16 protein-coding genes are annotated in these 19,724 nt (G+C 64.2%); 6 read left to right on the top strand and 10 right to left on the bottom strand.

The annotated features are described in order from the left end of the window. Positions 1–133: 133 nt before the first annotated feature. Positions 134–1,510, bottom strand: coding sequence for an MFS transporter (locus EOD29_RS17170; RefSeq protein WP_067001474.1), 1,377 nt, complete (start codon positions 1,508–1,510; stop codon positions 134–136). Between the two features lie 252 nt (positions 1,511–1,762). Then, a complete protein-coding gene (locus tag EOD29_RS17175) occupies positions 1,763–6,559 on the bottom strand; it encodes an NAD-glutamate dehydrogenase (RefSeq protein WP_127247293.1) in 4,797 nt (1,598 codons plus the stop codon). A 125-nt stretch (positions 6,560–6,684) separates the two neighbouring features. Here EOD29_RS17175 and EOD29_RS17180 point away from each other — a divergent pair, with 125 nt between their 5' ends. The 3 genes from EOD29_RS17180 (at position 6,685) to EOD29_RS17190 (ending at position 8,799) form a co-directional block, all read left to right on the top strand. Then, complete coding sequence (locus EOD29_RS17180) at positions 6,685–7,248, top strand: peroxidase-related enzyme (RefSeq protein ID WP_067001468.1); 564 nt, start codon at positions 6,685–6,687, stop codon at positions 7,246–7,248. A 241-nt stretch (positions 7,249–7,489) separates the two neighbouring features. Further along, a complete protein-coding gene (locus EOD29_RS17185) occupies positions 7,490–7,813 on the top strand; it encodes a YciI family protein (RefSeq protein WP_095799958.1) in 324 nt (107 codons plus the stop codon). Between the two features lie 359 nt (positions 7,814–8,172). Then, on the top strand, positions 8,173–8,799 hold the full coding sequence (locus tag EOD29_RS17190; protein WP_067324929.1) for a DUF1062 domain-containing protein: 627 nt from the start codon (positions 8,173–8,175) through the stop codon (positions 8,797–8,799). Between the two features lie 56 nt (positions 8,800–8,855). Here the strand turns inward: EOD29_RS17190 and typA are convergent, their stop codons facing one another. Then, positions 8,856–10,685, bottom strand: a complete 1,830-nt coding sequence (gene typA, locus EOD29_RS17195) for a translational GTPase TypA (RefSeq protein WP_067001463.1) — start codon at positions 10,683–10,685, stop codon at positions 8,856–8,858. A gap of 193 nt (positions 10,686–10,878) precedes the next feature. Here typA and EOD29_RS17200 point away from each other — a divergent pair, with 193 nt between their 5' ends. Further along, positions 10,879–11,163, top strand: a complete 285-nt coding sequence (locus EOD29_RS17200) for a hypothetical protein (RefSeq protein ID WP_245475361.1) — start codon at positions 10,879–10,881, stop codon at positions 11,161–11,163. 97 nt (positions 11,164–11,260) lie between these two features. On the opposite strand, the gene EOD29_RS17205 is transcribed toward EOD29_RS17200, so the two are convergent. Both EOD29_RS17205 and EOD29_RS17210 read right to left on the bottom strand, forming a co-directional pair. Beyond that, positions 11,261–12,835, bottom strand: a complete 1,575-nt coding sequence (locus EOD29_RS17205) for an alkaline phosphatase (RefSeq protein WP_127247294.1) — start codon at positions 12,833–12,835, stop codon at positions 11,261–11,263. 135 nt (positions 12,836–12,970) lie between these two features. Next, entirely contained in the window at positions 12,971–14,254 is a 1,284-nt protein-coding gene (locus tag EOD29_RS17210) for an MFS transporter (protein ID WP_127239477.1), read from the bottom strand. 78 nt (positions 14,255–14,332) lie between these two features. Between EOD29_RS17210 and EOD29_RS17215 the strand changes: the two genes are divergently transcribed. Both EOD29_RS17215 and EOD29_RS17220 read left to right on the top strand, forming a co-directional pair. Next, the gene (locus EOD29_RS17215) at positions 14,333–14,950 is read left to right on the top strand and encodes a TetR/AcrR family transcriptional regulator (protein WP_127247295.1); all 618 of its coding nucleotides are present in this window, start codon (positions 14,333–14,335) and stop codon (positions 14,948–14,950) included. A 130-nt stretch (positions 14,951–15,080) separates the two neighbouring features. Further along, positions 15,081–15,671 (top strand): hypothetical protein, encoded by a 591-nt coding sequence (locus tag EOD29_RS17220; protein ID WP_127247296.1) that lies wholly within the window; start codon positions 15,081–15,083, stop codon positions 15,669–15,671. Between the two features lie 280 nt (positions 15,672–15,951). On the opposite strand, the gene ppa is transcribed toward EOD29_RS17220, so the two are convergent. The 5 genes from ppa to EOD29_RS17250 all read right to left on the bottom strand — a co-directional run bounded on the left by ppa (position 15,952) and on the right by EOD29_RS17250 (position 19,674). Further along, positions 15,952–16,485: an inorganic diphosphatase gene (ppa, locus tag EOD29_RS17225; RefSeq protein WP_067001447.1), complete on the bottom strand. Its 534-nt coding sequence runs from the start codon at positions 16,483–16,485 to the stop codon at positions 15,952–15,954. A gap of 215 nt (positions 16,486–16,700) precedes the next feature. Further along, a complete protein-coding gene (locus tag EOD29_RS17230) occupies positions 16,701–17,207 on the bottom strand; it encodes a GNAT family N-acetyltransferase (RefSeq protein ID WP_067001444.1) in 507 nt (168 codons plus the stop codon). A 149-nt stretch (positions 17,208–17,356) separates the two neighbouring features. Further along, entirely contained in the window at positions 17,357–17,995 is a 639-nt protein-coding gene (locus tag EOD29_RS17235) for a TPM domain-containing protein (RefSeq protein ID WP_067324916.1), read from the bottom strand. A 6-nt stretch (positions 17,996–18,001) separates the two neighbouring features. After that, positions 18,002–18,799 carry a YgcG family protein gene (locus EOD29_RS17240; RefSeq protein ID WP_245475368.1) on the bottom strand — a complete coding sequence of 266 codons (798 nt, stop codon included), beginning with the start codon at positions 18,797–18,799 and terminating at the stop codon, positions 18,002–18,004. 230 nt (positions 18,800–19,029) lie between these two features. Continuing rightward, positions 19,030–19,674: a LemA family protein gene (locus tag EOD29_RS17250; protein WP_067001437.1), complete on the bottom strand. Its 645-nt coding sequence runs from the start codon at positions 19,672–19,674 to the stop codon at positions 19,030–19,032. Between the last annotated feature and the right edge of the window lie 50 nt (positions 19,675–19,724).

Genomic DNA, 19,724 nt, shown 5'->3' on the forward strand with positions numbered 1-19,724 from the left:
GCTTAGCGCCGAGATGGATGAGGGGTGTTCCAGCTTGGCAATGCGCTTGAAATTGCCGCCGCCTCATTCCGTCCAGCACCCCTCATCCGTCGCCTTCGGCGACACCTTCTCCCACAAGGGGAGAAGGAGAGCGCTATTCCACCGGCTTGTCCGCCGGATATGGCGTCCTGACCAGGATTGCCATGCCGAGGCCGAGGAACAGCGCGATCACCGCCATGCCGAGCCGTGCCGAGCCGCTGGCCAGCGTGATCGTCGACACCAGGAACGGCGCCAGGAAGCTCGTTGCCCTGCCGGCCAGCGCGTAGATGCCGAAATAGCGGCCGGACTCGGCGGCCGTGACGCTGCGCGCCATGTAGGAGCGCGAGGAGGCCTGCACCGGCCCGAAGGCGAGCCCGATCAGCAGGCCGTAGAGGATGTAGGCCTTTTCGGCCGCGGTGCCGAAGAGGCCGCCGGAATCGGTGGTGGGCAGTTGTATTAGGCCGAGCAGCGTGAAGCCTGGCCCGGTCGACACGACGCCGATCGTAGCCAGCAAAAGCAGCATCAGCGCAAACATCACCACGGCCTTCGAGCCGAGCGCGGTGTCGAGGCGCGCGGCGATCCAGCAGCCGAAGATCGCGACGACGTTGAGGATGATGCCGAACATGCCGATCTCGGTGATCGACCAGTTGAACATGCCGGCGGCGAAGGTGCCGCCGAGCGCCAGGAGCGCGTTGACGCCGTCCTGATAGATCATGCGGGCGACGAGGAAGCGGAAGATGCCGACGCGCTTGCGCACCTCGAAGAGCGTGGACTTCAATTCCGACAGGCCCTCTCGCACCGCCGGGCCCATTGAAAGCCCTTTGATGGCGTCCGGCGTGAAGATGAACATCGGCAGGATGAACAGGAAGTACCATCCGGCCGACATCGGCCCGGTGAAGCGCGCGTCCTCCCCAAGCTTAGGATCGAGCCCGAACAGCGGGTCGAGGCCGATGATCGTCTTGCCGGTTTCCAGATTGCCGGCCAGGAACAGCACCACGAAGATCAAGGCCACCATGCCGCCGAGATAGCCGAGCCCCCAGGCGATGTTGGAGATCTTGCCGATATCCTCCTTCGGCACCAGGCGCGGCATCATGGAATCGTTGAAGACGGTGGAGAATTCCGCGGCCACGGAGGCGAGCGAGAAGAGCAGCACGATCAGGAACAGGCTGGAGCCGGGCGCGGCGAACCAAAGCAGCGTAAGGCTGACGATCTTGACCGCCGCGAAGGAGGCGATCCATGGCTTGCGCGGCCCGGTCTGGTCGGCAATCGAGCCGAGCACCGGCGAAAGCACCGCAATGACAAGACCCGCGGCAGCGATGCCGTAGCCCCAGGCAGCCTGCCCGGTTGTGGGGTCGCTCGCCATGCGCGAGACGAAGTATGGCCCGAAGATGAAGGTGGTGACGACGGTGAAGAAGGGTTGCGCCGCCCAGTCGAAGAACATCCAGCCCCAAATGCCGCGCCCCGTTGCCCGCTGCACTGCTACTTCGGCCATGTCCCCTCCGGCATCGTCCGCTCCGCCCGCGACCCGCGCATGTCTGCATGTTTTCGGGCGGCGATGCAAATGAACAAGCACGGCGCCGCCGCTCATTGGCTTGCGCGTTTCCACTCCGCGTCAGCGGGAACAAGAGCGCCGGCCGCGACCTCTTCCTTCTGGGGAAGTCGCACCTCAGGTCCGCATGGGGGTCGGCGCTGCCTCCCGCCCCGCTGCTTCGCAGCGACCCTCCCCGCAAGGGGGAGGGTAAACCTACATCCCCGTCAGGTCGCTCATCAGGCCGGACGCCACCGACAGCCGAGACACGGTGATGTCGCCGCCTTCGGTCAGCGCCTGCAGCCGCTCGCGGATGCGCCCGACCTGCTCGCCGCCGGCCTCCAGCCAGGCCGCCACCGGATCCGCCGCGTTGCCGTGGCCGGTGAGCGCGGCGACCGCGATGCCGCGCCTTGCGGCGCCGATCGTGTCGGTCGCGCGCGACAGCGCCAGCTGGTCGTAATAGTCCGGCGGCATGATCGAGCGCGCGGCCTCCTCGACGCGAGGGATGCGAAAAGCGTCGCTGACGGCGAAGAAGGCCCTGGCGGCGCTGACGATGTCGGCATTGGCCGTGCGTGCGGTGAGCGCGATGTCCGGGATCAGGTCGCTCACCTCGGCCAGCGCCAGCTTTTCGGCAAGTTTGTCGGGCGCGCCGCCCTCAAACAGGTCATGGCGCCGCGCCTCGATCCGCTCGCGCGAGAAGGCCGGCAGCAGCGAGATGAGCTTCGGCTCCAAAGCCTTGCGCGCTTCCTGCAAGTCGGCGATGCGCTGGCCCAGCGGCGCGGAGGATAGGTCGTTCTTCAGGTACCAGCCGCTGGTCATGAAGATGAGCCGGCTGACTGCCTGGTAGAGATCGAGCTGCGTCTGGCCGTCGATCTGGTTGTCGAGGGCATCGATCTCCTTGTATAGCGAAGGCAGCGCGAAACCGTCGCGCACCAGGGCGAAAGTGCGCACGACGGCGCCCGCTGTGCGGCCCGTCGCTTCCTGCAGCCGGTTGACGAAAGACGGCCCGCCGCGGTTGACGAGATCGTTGGCGACGACGCGCGCGATGATCTCGCGCCGCAGCCGGTGGGCACGGATCTCGCCGGCGAATTTCTTCGCCATCCGCTCCGGGAAATAGCCCATCAGATCGCGGTCGAAATGCGGATCGTCCGGCACGTCGCTGGCGACGATGTCGGAGAAGAGCACGATCTTGGCATAAGCAAGCAGCACGCCGAGTTCGGCCCTGGTCAACGGCTCGCCGCGAGCCTCGCGCTCGGCGAGCGCCGCCGGCGAAGGCAGCGTCTCGACGGCGCGGTCGAGCAGGCCGCGCGCTTCGAGCGCCGTCATGAAGCGCGCCTGGTGCGCGATGTCGGCCAGCCCGCGCTTGCGCGCCAGCGACAGCGCCAGCGTCTGCTGGTAGTTGTTAGAAAGCACCAGCGTGCTCACCTCATCGGTCATCTCGGCAAGCAGCTTGTTGCGCGCCGGCCGCGCCAGCGAGCCTTTGCGCATGGCCGACGCCAGCGCGATCTTGATGTTGACCTCGACGTCCGAGCAGTTGACGCCGCCCGAATTGTCGATGGCGTCGGAATTGCAGCGGCCGCCCTTCATACCGAACTCGATGCGCGCCCGCTGCGTGACGCCAAGATTGGCGCCCTCGCCGATGACCTTGGCGCGCACGTCGAGCGCGGTGACGCGGATGGCGTCGTTGGCGCGGTCGCCGACATCGGCATTGGTCTCGCCGGAGCCCCGGACATAGGTGCCGATGCCGCCGAACCACAAAAGATCGACGGGCGCCTTGAGGATGGCGTTCATGATCTCGACCGGCGTTGCCGTGGTCTTGGCGAGGCCGATCGCGGCGGCCGCCGCCTGCGGCAGCGTTATCGACTTCAGGCTGCGCGAGACGATGACGCCGCCTTCCGACAGCTTTGACTTGTCATAGTCCTGCCACGACGAGCGCGGCAGTCCGAACATGCGCTGGCGCTCGGCCAGCGAGGCCGCCATGTCCGGGTCGGGGTCGATGAAGATGTCGCGGTGGTCGAAGGCGGCGATCAGCTTGGTTGCCGGTGACAGGAGCATGCCGTTGCCAAACACGTCGCCCGACATGTCGCCGACGCCGACGACCGTGAAGGGCTCGGTCTGGATGTCGCGGTTCATCTCGCGGAAATGCCGCTTCACCGCTTCCCAGGCGCCCTTGGCGGTGATGCCCATCTTCTTGTGGTCGTAGCCGGCCGAGCCGCCGCTGGCGAAGGCGTCGTCCAGCCAGAAATTGTGCGTCTCCGAAATGGCGTTGGCCGTATCGGAGAAGGTCGCCGTGCCCTTGTCGGCGGCAACGACGAAATAGGGATCATCCTGGTCGCGCCGCACCACGCCGGCCGGCGGGATGATGCCGTCGACACCGATATTGTCGGTGATCGAAAGCAGGCTGGAGACGAAATTCTTGTAGGCCGAAGTGCCGGCCTCGAAGATCGCGTCGCGGCCGGCGCTCATCGGCAGTTTCTTCGGATAGAAGCCGCCCTTCGCGCCGACCGGCACGATGACCGCGTTCTTGACCTGCTGCGCCTTGACCAGACCCAGCACCTCGGTGCGGTAGTCCTGGGCGCGGTCAGACCAGCGCAGGCCGCCGCGCGCCACCGGGCCGAAGCGCAGATGAACGCCCTCGACCTCCGAGCCGTAGACGAAGATCTCGCGCCAGGGGCGGGGCGCCGGCAGCCCGTCGACCGCCTGCGAATCCAGCTTGATCGCCAGCGACTGTCCTTTGTCTTTCGTATCGGCAACGAAATGATTGGTGCGCAGCGAGGCTTCGATCAGGTTGAGATAACGACGGATGATGGTGTCGTCATCAATGTTGGGCACCTCTTCCAGCGCGTCCTTGATCTTGGCCTTGAGGTGCTTGGCGGCGACCACGCCCTCGGTCTCGGCCGTCGGGCCAAGGCGGGCAACGAACAGCTGATGCAGGCCGCGCGCGATCTCCGGATAGCGGTTGAGCGCGGCGGCGATGAAATCCTGGCTCTGCGGGATACCGGCCTGCTGCAAATAGCGGCCGTAGGCGCGCAGGATCGTGATTTCGCCCGACCAGAGACCCGCGGTCTGGGCAAGGCCGTTATAGCCGTCATTGTCGACGTCGCCGCGCCAGACCGACAGGAAGGCATCCTCGAACAGCGCACCGTCGCCGAGGTCGATCGGCTTGCCGTAGCTGTTCTCCAGCTCCATGTCGTGGATGAACACCATGCCGGAGGCTTCGTCGCCAACCTCGAAGGTGCGCTCGCTGATGACGCGGAAGCCGATATTCTCCAGCACCGGCACGCGCCGCGACAGCGCCACCGGACTGCCGTGGTGATAGATCTTCAGCGCCGCCTGGTGCGGCTTCTGGTCGGCATGGCGGTAATAGTCGATGGCGATTGGATTGGCCGCATCGATCCTGGCGATGCGTCCTGCATCGGCCAGCGCCACGGCCGGCGAGAACGAATCGCGATAGCTTTCCGAAAAGCGCGAGGCAATTGCCGTAAGCGTTGCATCGGCGCCCGATTCCGACACTGCTTCGCGCAGCGCATCGTCCCAGGTGCGCACGATGTCGCGGATCGCTGCCTCTATCGTTGCCGGCTCGACCTTCGGCGTCTTGCCGCCGGAGCGGCCGATGATGAAATGCACACGCGCCAGCCCGCCTTCTGGGAAGGCCGGATAATATGCCGAGAGCCGGCCCTGAAATACTGTCTTCAGGTAGGTGCCGATCTTCTCGCGCACGACGCTGTCGTAGCGGTCGCGCGGCACGAAGACGAGAATCGAGACGAACCGGTCGAACTGATCGACCCGCACCAGCGCCCTGACGCGCGGCCGTTCGATCAGTCCGAGGATGGCTTCGGCGTGCTTCCTGAGGATCGGCACCGGAACCTGAAACAGCTCGTCGCGCGGATAGCTCTCCAGCACGTTGATCAGCGCCTTGCCGGAATGGTCATGTGGATTGAAGCCGGACTTGGCGATGACCGTCTCGGCCTTCGAGCGCAGATAGGGGATCTTCATCACCGAACGCGTGTAGGCGGTCGAGGTGAACAGGCCTACGATGCGCAGCTCGCCTGAAAGCACGCCCTTGGCGGTGTAGGTTTTGACGCCGATATAGTCGAGATAGATGCGCCGGTGCACCAGGGACTTGGCATTGGCCTTGGTGACGATCAGCGGTTCCGGCCCATGCAGGAAGGCGCGGATCTCCGGCGTTGTCGACACCGCCTCGGTGCCGCGCCTGAGAACCAGGACGTCGGGATCCGCGAGGATGCCGAGGCCGGGTTTGTCGGCGCGCTCCAGCATGCCGCTCTTCTCGCCGCCGGTGTAGTTGAACTCGCGCATGCCGAGGAAGGTGAAATTGTCGTCTCGCAGCCATTCGAGGAAGGCGATCGCCTCGGTGACATGCGCCTTGTCGAGCGGCACCGGCGCGTAGCGGAATTCCGAGATGGCCTGATCGAGCCGGGCAAGCATCGGCTTCCAATCGGCGACGGCGGCGCGCACCTGGTCCAGCAGCTTCTTCAGGCGGCCGGCCAGGGCTTCGGCCTGATCCGCCGAAAGGCGGCCGATATGGACGTGGACGACGCTCAGCCGGTCATGGCTGGTTTCGCCCTTGACGGAGCCGCCGTCTCCGAGGATCTCCTCGATGCCGCTCTTGCCGTGCCGGACGACGATGACGGGATGGGTGACCAAAAGCGGCTCGCCGGCGCTCTCGGTGATCTCGCCGAGGATGGAATCGAACAGGAACGGCATGTTGTCGTTGACGACGGTGATGACCGTCATCGGCCGGCCCTGGCGCGTCACGCCGGAATCCACGTCTATGGCAATGATGCAATCGCCCTTTCTGTGCCTGGCGACCGCCCGGCCGGCGAGATCGGCGGCGCGTTCGAGGTCGGCGACGTCATAGGCGGCGATGTCTTCGGCCGGCGTGCGGGCGAGGAGATAGTCGGCGAGCCTGCCGGGCTTTTCGCCTGCCCTTGCCGCGCCTCCTTTTGCCGGACTGGTTTTTTTCGGCTGGCTTGCGGTTTTCAGGCTGGCCATGATGTGAAGTCCCTCCCGTCACATGCTTTTGGGTCTATGGTAGCAGATGAGCGCTATTTGGCGACAAAGGTTTGACGACGCTTTAAGAAAATCGAACCGACGCTCACCCTGCGAGGAGAACGGATATGACCGACAGGATTACGGCGCTCGACCTGGCCCGGGCGGAGCTGAGCGAAGCGACGAAGGCTTATTTCGCCAAATGCGAGGAAAAGCTCGGCCTCGTGCCCAACGTGCTTCTGGCCTACGCCTTCGACGAGAAGAAGCTGCGCGCCTTCACCGACATGTATAACGAGCTGATGCTGGGCGAGTCCGGCCTGTCGAAGCTGGAGCGCGAGATGATCGCGGTCGCCGTTTCCTCGATCAACCAGTGCTACTACTGCCTGACCGCGCATGGCGCGGCGGTGCGCCAGCTTTCCGGTGAGCCCGCTCTTGGCGAGATGATGGTGATGAATTTCCGCGCCGCCGGCTTGCCCGAAAGGGAGACGGCGATGCTGGAATTCGCGGTCAAGCTGACGGAGGAGCCAGCCAAGATCGTCGAGGGCGACCGCGCCGCGTTGCGACAGGTGGGCTTCAGTGATCGCGACATCTGGGACATCGCCTCGACTGCCGCCTTCTTCAACATGTCGAACCGGGTGGCCGCCGCGGTCGACATGCGACCGAACCCCGAATACCACGCCATGGCAAGGTGAGGCTCACCGGCCTCACATTAGCAACGTCGAATTTCTCGTTGCCCGCCCCGCCGTTTGGGTCGATGATCAACGATTGCGGTTAGCCCGCATATCGATGATTGCGGCTAGCTCGCATATCAACGATTGCGGCGTAGCCCATATCGGATTGCGGCGTAGCCGCATATCGGATTGCGACATAGCCGCATACCGCCAGGCGGCGCTGCCGCATCCCGGCTCGACGCTGCCGAAAAGGGAGGAGAACATGGCGAAATTTCTCTATGTCTATCACGGCTCCGGCAAGATGCCGACCGACGAGGCCGAGCGCAAAGCCGCGATGGATGCCTGGACCGGCTGGTACGACAAGCTGGGTTCGGCCGTGATCGACGGCGGCAATCCTGTCGGCATGTCGAGAACGGTGCTGCCCGGCGGCGCGGTCGAGAACAATGGCGGCAGCAATCCAACCGCCGGCTACACGATCGTCGAAGCGAAGGATATCGACGATGCCGTCGCCAAGGCCAGGGATTGTCCGATCCTGATGAACCCGGCCTTCAGCGTCGAGGTCGCGCCGATCATCGAGATGATGTAGCGCCAAAGCGCCCGAAGGTCGTCACAGTGAAACACGGCGGGCGGCATACTCTTGCCCGCCCGCCGTCGCACGGCTAGAAGAGCCGATCCTTTCCCGATTTCGAGTTTCACTTTGCCTCAGTAACCGCCGGTCTCGTCTACTCCCGAAAGCACCGCAGGCGCGCTTTGGCGGCACCTGCATTCATTTCATGTGTTCTTCAGGCGGCGGAGCGAGACCGGTTTGGCATTGCTGAGCCGCCGTCGCGCAATCGCGCGGGCGCCTGATTTTCAACCACTACAGCCTTTCGCCACACCGTGCCCGCATGGGCATCTCGGACATTGCCGCGCTGACGGACTTCCCGACGGGAAGGGCCTATCGGCATGTCTCGAACTTTGCGCATTCGCTGGGTGGTCGCGCCCGCAGTCGCGCCTCGACCTCTCATCAACTGCAATCGCTGCGGCGGCGTCAAACCTTACCAATGCAGCGGAAAGTTCCGCGTCAACGCCAACGGCAAGCGCATCGATGCCTGGCTGATCTATCGCTGCACCGACTGCGACAATTCCTGGAACCGAACCATTTTCGAGCGATGCAACCGTCGCGACATCGCACCGGCGCTGATGGCTGCACTGGAGCGCAACGATCCGACGCTGGTCCGACACTATGGCTTCGATGCCGTGGCGCTCAGAAATCGGGTCGGGCGGATCGAAGAATCTCCCGAAGTCACGGTGCGAAAGGAGCCGCTGGATGGCAGGCCGGAAGGCGCGACGGCGCTTTGGCTTGAGCTTCGGCTCGATGCCGCAACGCCCTTGCGGCTTGACCGCTTGCTCGCCGGCGAGCTCGGCATCTCCCGGTCGAGGCTGCAGGCCTGGGAAGCGCGGCGGTTGCTCGCTATCGAACCGTGCGGCGCCAAAGCCCTGCGCAGGCCGGTGCGCGACGGCATGGTGGTACGCGTCGACCTCTCCGGCGAGACCGGCCGTGACGCTGTCGTTTCGGCCGCATGTGCATGAAGTGAAAAGAGAGGGAGCGATGCCCCCTCCCTTGAGTAACTGCCTGGGCTAAAACCCTACGCCGCGCCCATCACCTTGGCCGACTTCTCGAAGCGCTTGCGCTCGTTCGGGTCGAGATAGAGCTTCCTGAGCCGAATGGTCTTCGGCGTCACCTCGACCAGCTCGTCGTCCTGGATCCAGGCCAGCGCGCGTTCCAGCGTCATGCGGACCGGCGGCGTCAGCTTCACCGCCTCGTCCTTGCCGGCGGCGCGGATGTTGGTGAGCTTCTTGCCCTTCAGCACGTTCACTTCCAGGTCGTTGTCGCGGGAATGGATGCCGATGATCATGCCCTGGTAAACCTTGACGCCCGGATCGATGATCATCGGGCCGCGGTCCTCCAGGTTCCACATCGCATAGGCGACCGACTCACCCTGTTCGTTGGAGATCAGCACGCCATTGGTGCGGCCGGGCAGCTCGCCCTTGTACGGCTCATAGGCATGAAACAGCCGGTTCATCACGGCGGTGCCGCGCGTGTCGGTCAACAGCTCCGACTGGTAGCCGATCAGGCCGCGGGTCGGCGCATGGAAGACAAGGCGCTGGCGGTTGCCGCCGGAGGGGCGCAGCTCGACCATCTCGGCCTTGCGTTCCGACATCTTCTGCACGACCACGCCGGCGTGCTCCTCGTCGACGTCGATGACGACTTCCTCGACCGGCTCCAGCAACTGGCCGTCATCGCCCTTCTGCATGACGACCCGCGGGCGCGACACGGCGATCTCGAAGCCTTCGCGGCGCATCGTCTCGATCAGCACGGCAAGCTGCAACTCGCCGCGACCGGAGACGAAGAAGGAATCCTTCTCCGGCGATTCCTCGATCTTGAGCGCCACATTGCCTTCGGCCTCGCGCAGCAGCCGGTCGCGAATGACGCGGCTGGTCACCTTGTCGCCCTCGGTGCCGGCAAGCGGACTGTCGTTGACCAGGAAGGACATGGTCACCGTCGGCGGGTCGATCGGCTGCGCATGCAGCGGCTCGCTCACGCTCGGATCGCAGAAGGTGTCGGCGACGGTGCCCTTCGACAGGCCGGCGATGGCGACGATGTCGCCCGCCTGGGCTTCCTCGATCGGCTGGCGCTCGAGCCCGCGGAAGGCGAGGATTTTCGAGATTCGTCCGGTCTCGATCTGCGTGCCGTCATGGTGCAGCACCTTGACCGCCTGGTTGGGCTTCAGCGAACCGGACTCGATGCGGCCGGTGATGATGCGGCCGAGGAACGGATTGGCTTCGAGGATCGTACCGATCATGCGGAACGGACCGGGATGCACCGTCGGCGCCGGCACATGCTTGACGACGAGATCGAACAGCGGCGCAAGGCCCTGGTCTTTCGGGCCTTCAGGATTTTCCGACACCCAGCCGTCGCGGCCCGAGCCGTAGAGGATCGGGAAGTCGAGCTGTTCGTCGGTCGCATCGAGCGCCGCGAACAGGTCGAACACCTCGTTGACCACCTCGATGTGACGGGCGTCCGGGCGGTCGATCTTGTTGATGACGACGATCGGCCGCAGACCTACCTTCAGCGCCTTGCCGACGACGAATTTGGTCTGCGGCATCGGCCCTTCGGCGGCGTCGACGAGCACGATCGCCGAATCCACCATCGACAGGATGCGCTCGACCTCGCCGCCGAAGTCGGCGTGTCCGGGCGTGTCGACGATGTTGATGCGGGTGCCCTTCCAATCGACCGAGGTCGCCTTGGCCAGGATGGTGATGCCGCGTTCTTTTTCGAGGTCGTTGGAGTCCATGGCGCGCTCGGCGACGCGCTGGTTTTCGCGGAAGGCGCCGGACTGTTTCAGGAGTTGGTCGACGAGCGTGGTTTTCCCATGGTCGACATGCGCGATGATCGCGATATTGCGGAGGTTCATTGTCTGGTCTCGGGAGCGTTGCAGGCAGCAGGCCCGAAAGCGCCGCCTTTTTCGTTGGGCGGCTCATACAAGGTTTTTCGCAATTGCGAAAGGGGAGGCCCCGCCCCAAATAAATGGTCACTGATTCTTAAACGTCTTGGTGTGAAATGATTCTGTTAACCAAGGCGGAACCTTTGAGGGGCCGGGCAATTTCATGTTCATGACCGATCAGATGTCCAGATTGCGTCCGGTTTTCGCGTGGGCAGCGCTTGGCGTGCTTGTTGCGGCTGGCGCCGCGCAGTCGGCGGCTGCCCTGAGAGAAGCTGACCCCTCGCCCCCTGATGCCAAAACCGCGCAGCAGATGTTTGCCGACGCCCCGGACGGGGTCGACCCGATCGTCACCGGCCCGGTCAGCGCCGCATTCAAGCAGCGCCAGAAGGCAGCCAACTGCGACACCGCCGTCTGGCCGAGCATTCCCGCGACCTGCTATCCGGATTAATATTGCGACGGCTATCGACAAAGGTAGCACTCCGGCACACCCTCCTCTGCCGTGACGGACAGTCCGACAGGACAGAGAGGGTTGCCTGGCGCCGACCCTAAGCCGACCGCACCGGATCGAGCGTGACCTTGTAGAGCTGGTTGTCGTCGCGATCCATCAGCCGCACCGTTAGTTGCTCGGTGGCGCCGGAAATGTCGACCAGGCCGAAGAACTGCAGGCCCGCTGATGGCGGCAGGTTCTGGCCCTGCTCGGCGCTCGGCGCCTTGATGAACTTCAGCTCGGGCCCGAAGGTCATGTCGAGATCGTTGGGACCGAAGGTGCCGGCGTGGATCGGGCCGGAGACGAATTCCCAGAACGGGTTGAAATCCTGGAACTGCGCCTTGTCTGGATTGTAGTAATGCGCCGCCGTGTAGTGGACGTCGGCGGTCAGCCACACCGTGTTGGTGATCCCGGCGGTCTTGATGTAGCGCAGCAGGTCGGCGAATTCGAGCTCGCGGCCCTTCGGCGCGCCATTGTCGCCGTTGCTGACCGCCTCGGCTCCGACCTTTTTGGCCGCGTCGTTCCAGACGACGAGGCCGAGCGGCATGTCGGCGGCGATGATCTTCCAGGTCGCCTTGGAATTCGCCAGCTCGCGCTTCAGCCACTGCGTCTGCTGCTCGCCGAGCATGCGCGACTTCGGCGTCAGCGTGTCCTCCATGTCGGGGCCGTTCGGGCCGCGGTAGGAGCGCATGTCGAGGAAGAACACGTCGAGCAGCGGCCCGTGGGCGATCTTGCGATAGACGCGTCCCGGTTCCGAAGGTTCGTAGCGGATGGTCGTCATCTCATGGAAGGCGCGCGCCGCGCGGGCCGCCAGCACAGGGATGGATTTTTCCGTGTAGCGGTTGTCGGTCGTCAGGTCCTTCGAATCCGACCAGTTGTTCACCACCTCGTGGTCGTCCCACTGGTAGAAGGTCGGGCAGATGGCGCTAAGCGCGAGCACGTGCTTGTCCATCATGTTGTACTTCCACTGGTCGCGATACTCGTCCAGCGTTTCGGCAACCTTGCGCTTGCCGTCGATCATGACGACGTTCTTCCACTTGCCGCCGCCGGGCAGGTCGACCTCGTCCTTCATGGCGCCGTCGGCATAGATCGTGTCGCCGGAATGGAGGAAGAAGTCAGGCGTATGCTTGGCGATGGTGGAGTAGGTCTTCATGCCGGTCTCGTCGATGCCCCAGCCCTGGCCGGCGGTGTCGCCCGACCACGCGAAGCGCACGTCGCGCTTCGACGCCGGCGCGGTGCGGAAACGGCCGACGATCGGCTTGGAGACGGCGTTGATGTCGGAAAGATCGGCGGCCGTCATCCGGTAGAAAATGTCCTGGTCGGCGGCGAGGTCGGTGAGCAGCCGCTTCACCGTATAGTCGCTGGCGGGCGAGGTATCGAGCGGCGCCAGCCTGACGGCGTCGACGAAGCTTTCGGTGGTCGACACTTCGTACATCACGCGCGCCGGCCGGTCGGTGCGGGTCCAGACCATGCCGGAGGTGGCGTCGATATCGCCGGACTGGACGCCGTGGGTGAAGGCCGGGCGCTGATTGGCGCGCGAATAGTAAGGCAACGCGAATCCGGAGGCGCCGACTAGGCCAAAGGCGCTGGCCGAGGTGACGAAAGCGCGGCGGGTTAACGAGAGCTTGTTCATGGCTGTCTCCGGATGGCGTTGAACGGGACCGCCAACCTCCGGCCTCAATGTTTCAGGCGCATATCGGAACCATGAAATTTTGATAACAGGTCACAGCTCTCCCCTTCTCCCCTTGCGGGAGAAGGGAAGTCGCGCTTACGCCGCCTGCGGTTCCGGCTCAAAAGCCGGCTTGCTCGTGTTGATCAAGAGCGAAATACAGGCCGCGGCTATGCCGGTCATGCCGGCGATCAGGAAGGCAAGCTCGTAATTGCCCTGCAATTCGCGCATCGTGCCGCCGAAGGCCGCCGCCGCCGCGGCGCCCACTTGGTGGCCGGCGACAATCCAGCCGAACACGATCGGGCCGCTGCGGTCGCCGAAAGCTTCGTTGGCGAGCCTGAGCGTCGGCGGCACGGTGGCGATCCAGTCGAGCCCATAGAGCACGGCGAAGATGACCAGGCTGACGGCCGAGAAGCCGGAATAGGGCAGATAGATCAGCGACAGGCCGCGCACGGCATAATAGACGCCAAGCAGCTTGCGCGGATCGAAACGGTCGGTGAGCCAGCCGGACAGCGTCGTGCCGATCAGGTCGAAGATGCCCATCATCGACAACAGCCCGGCTGCCTGCACCTCGCCGATGCCCATGTCGCCGCAAAAGGCGATGAGGTGCGTGCCGACGAGGCCGTTTGTGGTGAAACCGCAGACGAAGAATGTGGCGAACAGGTACCAGAACACCCTGGTTCCCGCGGCACGGCGCAACGTGTTCAGCGTATGCGCCAGGAAATTGCCTTGCGCGGCCGGCGACACCGGCGGCACGTCGTCGGCATCGGCGCCATAACGCACCTGGCCGATGGAAGCCGGGCGCTCCGGCACCAGCAGAAAGACCAGCGGCACGAGAGCCGCCGTGGCAATGGCGATGGCAACGGCGACCGGCTTCCAACCTCCCGACTGAGCCAACGAGGCGAGCAGCGGCAGGAACACCAGCAGGCCGGTCGCGCTCGAGGCGGACATCAGCCCCATCACCAGGCCGCGATTGGTCTTGAACCAGCGATTGACGATGGTGGCGCCGAGCACGGTGGCGACCGCGCCCGAGCCGATGCCCGAAAATACCCCCCATGTGAGCAGCAGATGCCACGGCTTGGTCATCAGCAGGCTGAGCGCTGTGGAACCCGACATGATCAGCAGCGCGGCAAGCAGCGTGCGGCGTAGCCCGATCCGCTCCATCAACGCCGCGGCAAACGGCCCGGTGAGGCCATAGAGGAAGATGCCGACAGCGGCGGCAAGCGAGACGACATCGCGCCGCCAGCCGAAGCTCTCTTCCAGCGGCAGCATCATGACCGCCGGCGCGGAACGAAGCCCGGCGGCGATCAGCAGGCAGAAGAAGATGACTGCGACGACGACGAAGGCGTAGCGCTGGCCAAAGGGACGGGAATGAGCTATCATGTTACTGACCGGTACGTTGCAATGGAGCGGCGCCATTCATACGTACCGGTCAGTAACATTGTCAAGCGAGTTTGTTGAATGCCATCGGACAATAAAATTGAAGCGTCGATCAGCGGAGCCGGCACGGCGCCGGCACCGAAGGCTGCCGACAAGATCCTCGACGTGGCGCGCGACCTGTTCTATCGCGAAGGCATCCGGGCGATCGGCGTCGATGAGATCGTCAGGCGCGCCGGCGTCACCAAGCCCAGCCTGTACCGGACCTTCCCGTCCAAGGACGAACTCGCCGCTTCCTATCTGCGCAAGTACGACCTCGAATTCTGGCAGCGGTTCGACGAGGCTGTGGACGCGCATCCTGGCAATCCGCGCGCGCAGATCATCGCATTCCTCACCCGCGTGGGCAAACGCACGCAGAGGCCGAACTATCGCGGCTGCGGCATGACCAATGCGGCGGTCGAATATCCCGAGCACGGCCATCCCGCGCGGGTGGTGAGCGAGAACAACAAGCAGGAATTGCGCCGGCGCCTGCGCGCCATGGCGGCAGCGATGGGTGCGAGTGATTCCGACACGCTGGGCGATGGGCTGCTGCTGCTGATCGAAGGCGCCTATATCAGCGGCCAATTGTTCGGCCTCGGCGGACCGGCGGCATCAGTCGCCCGTAACGCCGATCTGCTGATTGAAGCCAGCTTGAAGAAATAGTGGTCCGCACCGTCCGACTGCCCAGTTCCGGGCGTCGGTGGCCTAGACAATTGACCCTTCGCGCCAACCCAGCTTCCTAGGCTCACGCGGGTTTCAACGCTACGCTGCTGCACCAAACGGAGGTCTTCGGATGCGCGCCTGGCTTGCTCTTACTGCCTTTGTCATCCTTGGTGGCTCGGCCCATGCCGGCGACATTTCCAGCGACTATACCGACCTCGACTGGAAGAAGGACTGCGTGACCTACGCGCAATCGGAAGAAGGCGACGGCGACTGGGCGAACCTCGCCTGCGCGGGCTATCGCGGCTATCCGGTGCTGATCGGCTATGACGACGCGCGCGAGTCCGTCTACTACGGTTTTCCCTCCGACGACATGACCGCCATCTGGGAGAGTTTCTCCGGGTTCAACACCGCTGGGGCGAAGATCGAGTGGCGCATCGAAACCAATGGCGACAAGGCGGTGCCCTTCGCCGTGATTCATCGTCGCGAGATCAGCAATCCCGAAAACGAAAACAAGCCGACCGAGGTGCTGGTGGTCGCCAAGGTCGCGCAGCCGGAGGAGCATGAGGGCTGCACAATAGGCCTCGTGCTCGCTACCGGCAACCCTCAGGCCAACGATCAGGCCCGCAAGCTCGCCGACCAAAAGGCGAAGGGTTTTGCTTGCGGCAAGGACAAGCGCGAGGTGATCGGCAACGTGCCGGACTTCGGGCGAGTAGATAACTAGAAATCAGAGGGTGTTCGACGAATGCGAGACGGCGAAGGTTGCGCATCCGTCATCCTTGGGCGGAGCAAGGAGCGAAGCGACGCGGCGCAGACCCAAGGATCCATGCCGTTACATCAAGGCGTTGCCACGGTGCAGTAATTCTGTTCCGTAACGATCTTCGCGCGACCTCACGGCATGGCTCCCAGGGTCTCCGCGACGGAGCTGCGCTCCTGCTTCGCCTGGGATGACGACGTTGAGGGCTCGCCCAAGCCCCATCGCCCAGCCGTTGGCTGCCGCTTACCTACTTGACCGCCTTCGCCCGTTCGATCGCCTCGACGATCATCTTCTTGGCATAGTTGGAATCGTGCCAGCCCTCGATCTTGACCCATTTGCCGGGCTCGAGATCCTTGTAGTGCTCGAAGAAGTGCTGCACCTGCTGGCGGGTGATTTCCGGCAGGTGCGTGTATTCGGTGACATTCTCGTAGCGCAGCGTCAGCTTCGGCGAGGGAACCGCGATCACCTTCTCGTCCTGGCCGGCATTGTCTTCCATGATCAAGACGCCGATCGGCCGCACATTGATGACGCAGCCCGGCACCAGCGCGCGCGTGTTGCAGACGAGCACGTCGATTGGGTCGCCGTCCCCCGACAAAGTGTGCGGCACGAAGCCGTAATTGCCGGGATAGCGCATCGAGGTGTGCAGGAAGCGGTCGACGAACAGCGTGCCGGCCTCCTTGTCCATCTCGTACTTGATCGGCTCGCCGCCGATCGGCACCTCGATGATGACGTTGATGTCCTCGGGCGGATTCTTCCCCGTTGGTACGGCTTCGATGCGCATGCTCAAATCCCTCTCTCGATTTGTGAGATCGATAGCGGGCGGCGCTTCATGGTGCAATGCGGCGAATAGCACTGGACGCTAATGGAAGCGCACAGTTTGTGATGGATTGTAACCCAATGCATGTCGCCCAAGACTGCGCAGCGGTTTTGGGCGAACGATATGCATCAAACGAAGACTTGAAGCACGTCACCGCTACGCGCTTTAAGTGGCGGCCATCATTCCCAGACGAAGGCAACCTTCTTCAGCGCCTTCTGCTCGAAGACCTCGACGCCTTCGGCGACGTCGCGGCCGCCATTGCCGGCATAGAAGGCCAGCGCGTTGTAATTGTCCTCCAGCGCCCACACCACCAGGCCTCTGAGGCCGTGGTCGGCAAGGCGCGTCCGCGCCGCCTTGAACAGCCTGCTGCCGAGGCCGATGCCCTGATATTCCGGACGCAGGTAAAGCTCGTAGATCTCGCCTTGCTGCCTGAGCTCGCGGGCGCGGTTCCTGCCGATCGTGGCATAGCCGGCGATCGTGCCCCCGATCTCGACCACCAGCACGGTCGCTGCCTTGCGAATTGCGTTCGCCCACCAATCGGGGCCGCGGCGATTGATCATGGCCGTCAGCGTGCGATGCGGGATGATGCCGGAATAGGCGCCGCGCCATGCCTCCTGGTGCACGTCCGCGATAGCTGTTGCATCGCGAGGGTCGGCTTTCCGGATGTCGATCGTCAGCGTGTTCATGATTTGTTAATCATAAACCCGCTTGGCCCGACTGCAAAGAGTCCGCGCTGTCGCGCCCGCGCTTTCTCACAAACGAGCTTGGCGGCATCGGAGGCGCCGAAAACCAGCCCTCACCCGGCCCCGGCAGAGCAGATTTTCAGCCAGTTCCGTCAGATCTCGACGAGATGGTCATCCAATTCATTGGTGTCGCCGGCGGTAACCGGGAAATGCTCGGCCAGCACCGCGCCGACCGATTCGATCGCCTTGGCGAAGCCGTCGGCGAGTCGGTCGTCGCCCGCGTGCTGTGTCAGGTCCCGCACCACGCCATCCCAGACATGCTGGCCGACCTTAGCATCGATGCCGCTGTCGGCAACGACCTCGGCATAGCGCTCGGCGATGGAGACGAAGATCAGCACGCCCGTCCTCGCCTGGGTGCGGTGGACGTTGCGGGCGAGAAATTGCTTCATCGCATTGGCATGCGCCGCCTGGTAGCGCAGCCGTTTCGGCACGAGGTGAATGCGCAAGCCGGGCAGCGCCCAGAGGAGCGCAAGCATGCAGCCAAACGCCAGAAGCTGAGCAAGCACGAAATGCGGCAAACGGATGGTCAGCCACAAGGCTTCCAGCCCGTAGGCCACTGCGAGGCTGACGACAATCGTGGCGAGCGCCGCCGCGAACGCGGCCGGGAAGAAATAGCCGTCGCTGGACCCCGCCACGACGCAGTATATCTCGCCGTCGGTCCTTGCTTCCGCGGCACGGATGGTCTCGGCGATGCGGTCATGGTCCTCGGGGCTGATCGGTCGCGTTGCCATGGTTTCTCACCAGCTTCCAGAGGAGCCGCCGCCGCCCGACGAACCGCCGCCGCCGGAAAACCCGCCACCGCCGCCACCGGAGGACCAACCTCCACCGCCCGACGACCAGCCGCCGCCACCGGACGACCATCCGCCGGAGGATCGCCGGCTGGGCTCGAAGGTCATGCCGAGCCAGCGGTAGCGGCCGGGCCCGATCTTCTGGCCGAAGATCGGCGGCAGCACCGTCAGCGCGATGCCGCCGAAGAAGATCAGCGCCCAGATGGTGATGAAGATGGCGAAGAACAGGTCGTCGGAGTTGAACGGCGCCTGCTCGTTACGCTTGCCGCGCGCCTCCAGCTCCTCCGGATTGCCCTCCAGCACCATGATCATGTCGTCGACGGCTTTGCTGATGCCGCCGGAGAAGTCCCCGGCGCGGAAGGCCGGCACCATGTCGTTCTCGATGATCAGCTTGGTGTGCAGGTCGGTCAGCGTGCCTTCCAGCCCATAGCCGACCTCGATGCGCATCTTGCGATCATTCGGCGCAACCAGGAGAAGAACACCATTGTTCTCTTTGGCCTGGCCGAGCTTCCAGAAGCGGAACAGCCGGTTGGCGTAGGGCTCGATCTCCTCGCCGCCGAGGGTGGGGATGGTCGCGACGACGATCTGGTCGGAGCCTTTCTTCTCGAAATCGGCGAGTTTCTGGGTCAGCGCCGCGCGCGTGCCGGCGTCGATAATGCCGGCATTGTCGACGACACGGCCAGTGAGCGGGGGCAGGTCGGCGGCAAGGGCGGCAAAGGCGAGGAGGAGGCAGAAGATGCTCAGCAAAACGCCGCTGAAGGCATTCCGTCCCACCCCCCTCTGGCCTGCCGGCCATCTCCCCCGCAGGGGGGGAGATTGGATGTCACCGCCGCCTTCGCCAACCGCCTGCGTTGCAGGAGATGCACGGTCAGCGAAACTGCCGATCTCCCCCCAAGAGGGGGAGATGTCCGGCAGGACAGAGGGGGGCGCGAAGGAACGCAAGGCCTGCAAGCTCGAATAAATTTGAGTCGCGCCGCTCACCCGCCCTGCTTGGTGCTCGTGCCGAAATCCACCTTCGGCACCTGCATCTTGTCTTCCTCTACGGTGAAGTTCGCAAACGGCTCATTGCCGCGGAACCAGAATGTCGCCCACAGCACCGACGGGAAGGTCCTCAGTGTCAGATTGTACTCCCTGACCGCCTGGATGTAGTCGCGACGCGCCACCGCGATGCGGTTCTCGGTGCCTTCGAGCTGCGCCTGCAGCGCGAGGAAATTCTGGTTGGCCTTGAGGTCGGGATAGTTTTCCGAGACCGCGATCAACCGCGACAGCGCGCCCGTCAGCCCGGCCTGGGCATCCTGAAATTTTTTGAGGGCTTCCGGATCCTTCAGCGTCTCCGGCGTCACCGTGATCTGCGTCGCCTTGGCGCGCGCCTGGACCACCGCGTCGAGCGTGTCCTTCTCGTGCGAGGCGTAGCCCTTCACCGTCTCGACCAGGTTGGGGATCAGGTCGGCGCGACGCTGATACTGGTTGAGCACCTCGCTCCAGGCCGCCCTGGCATTCTCCTCCGCCGTCGGGATGGTGTTGTAGCCGCAGCCGGCAAGCAGCGGCAGCACGAAGGCCATCATCAGCAAGGCCGGCAAATTGCGGAAAGCGGAGGGTAGAAGAAGGCGCTCGGCGAACATGATTGGTCCCCTCGACAGAAGTTGTGATGCGAAGCATTACCACAATCCGT

The organism is Mesorhizobium sp. M1A.T.Ca.IN.004.03.1.1, from assembly GCF_003997555.1.
Lineage (GTDB): Bacteria > Pseudomonadota > Alphaproteobacteria > Rhizobiales > Rhizobiaceae > Mesorhizobium.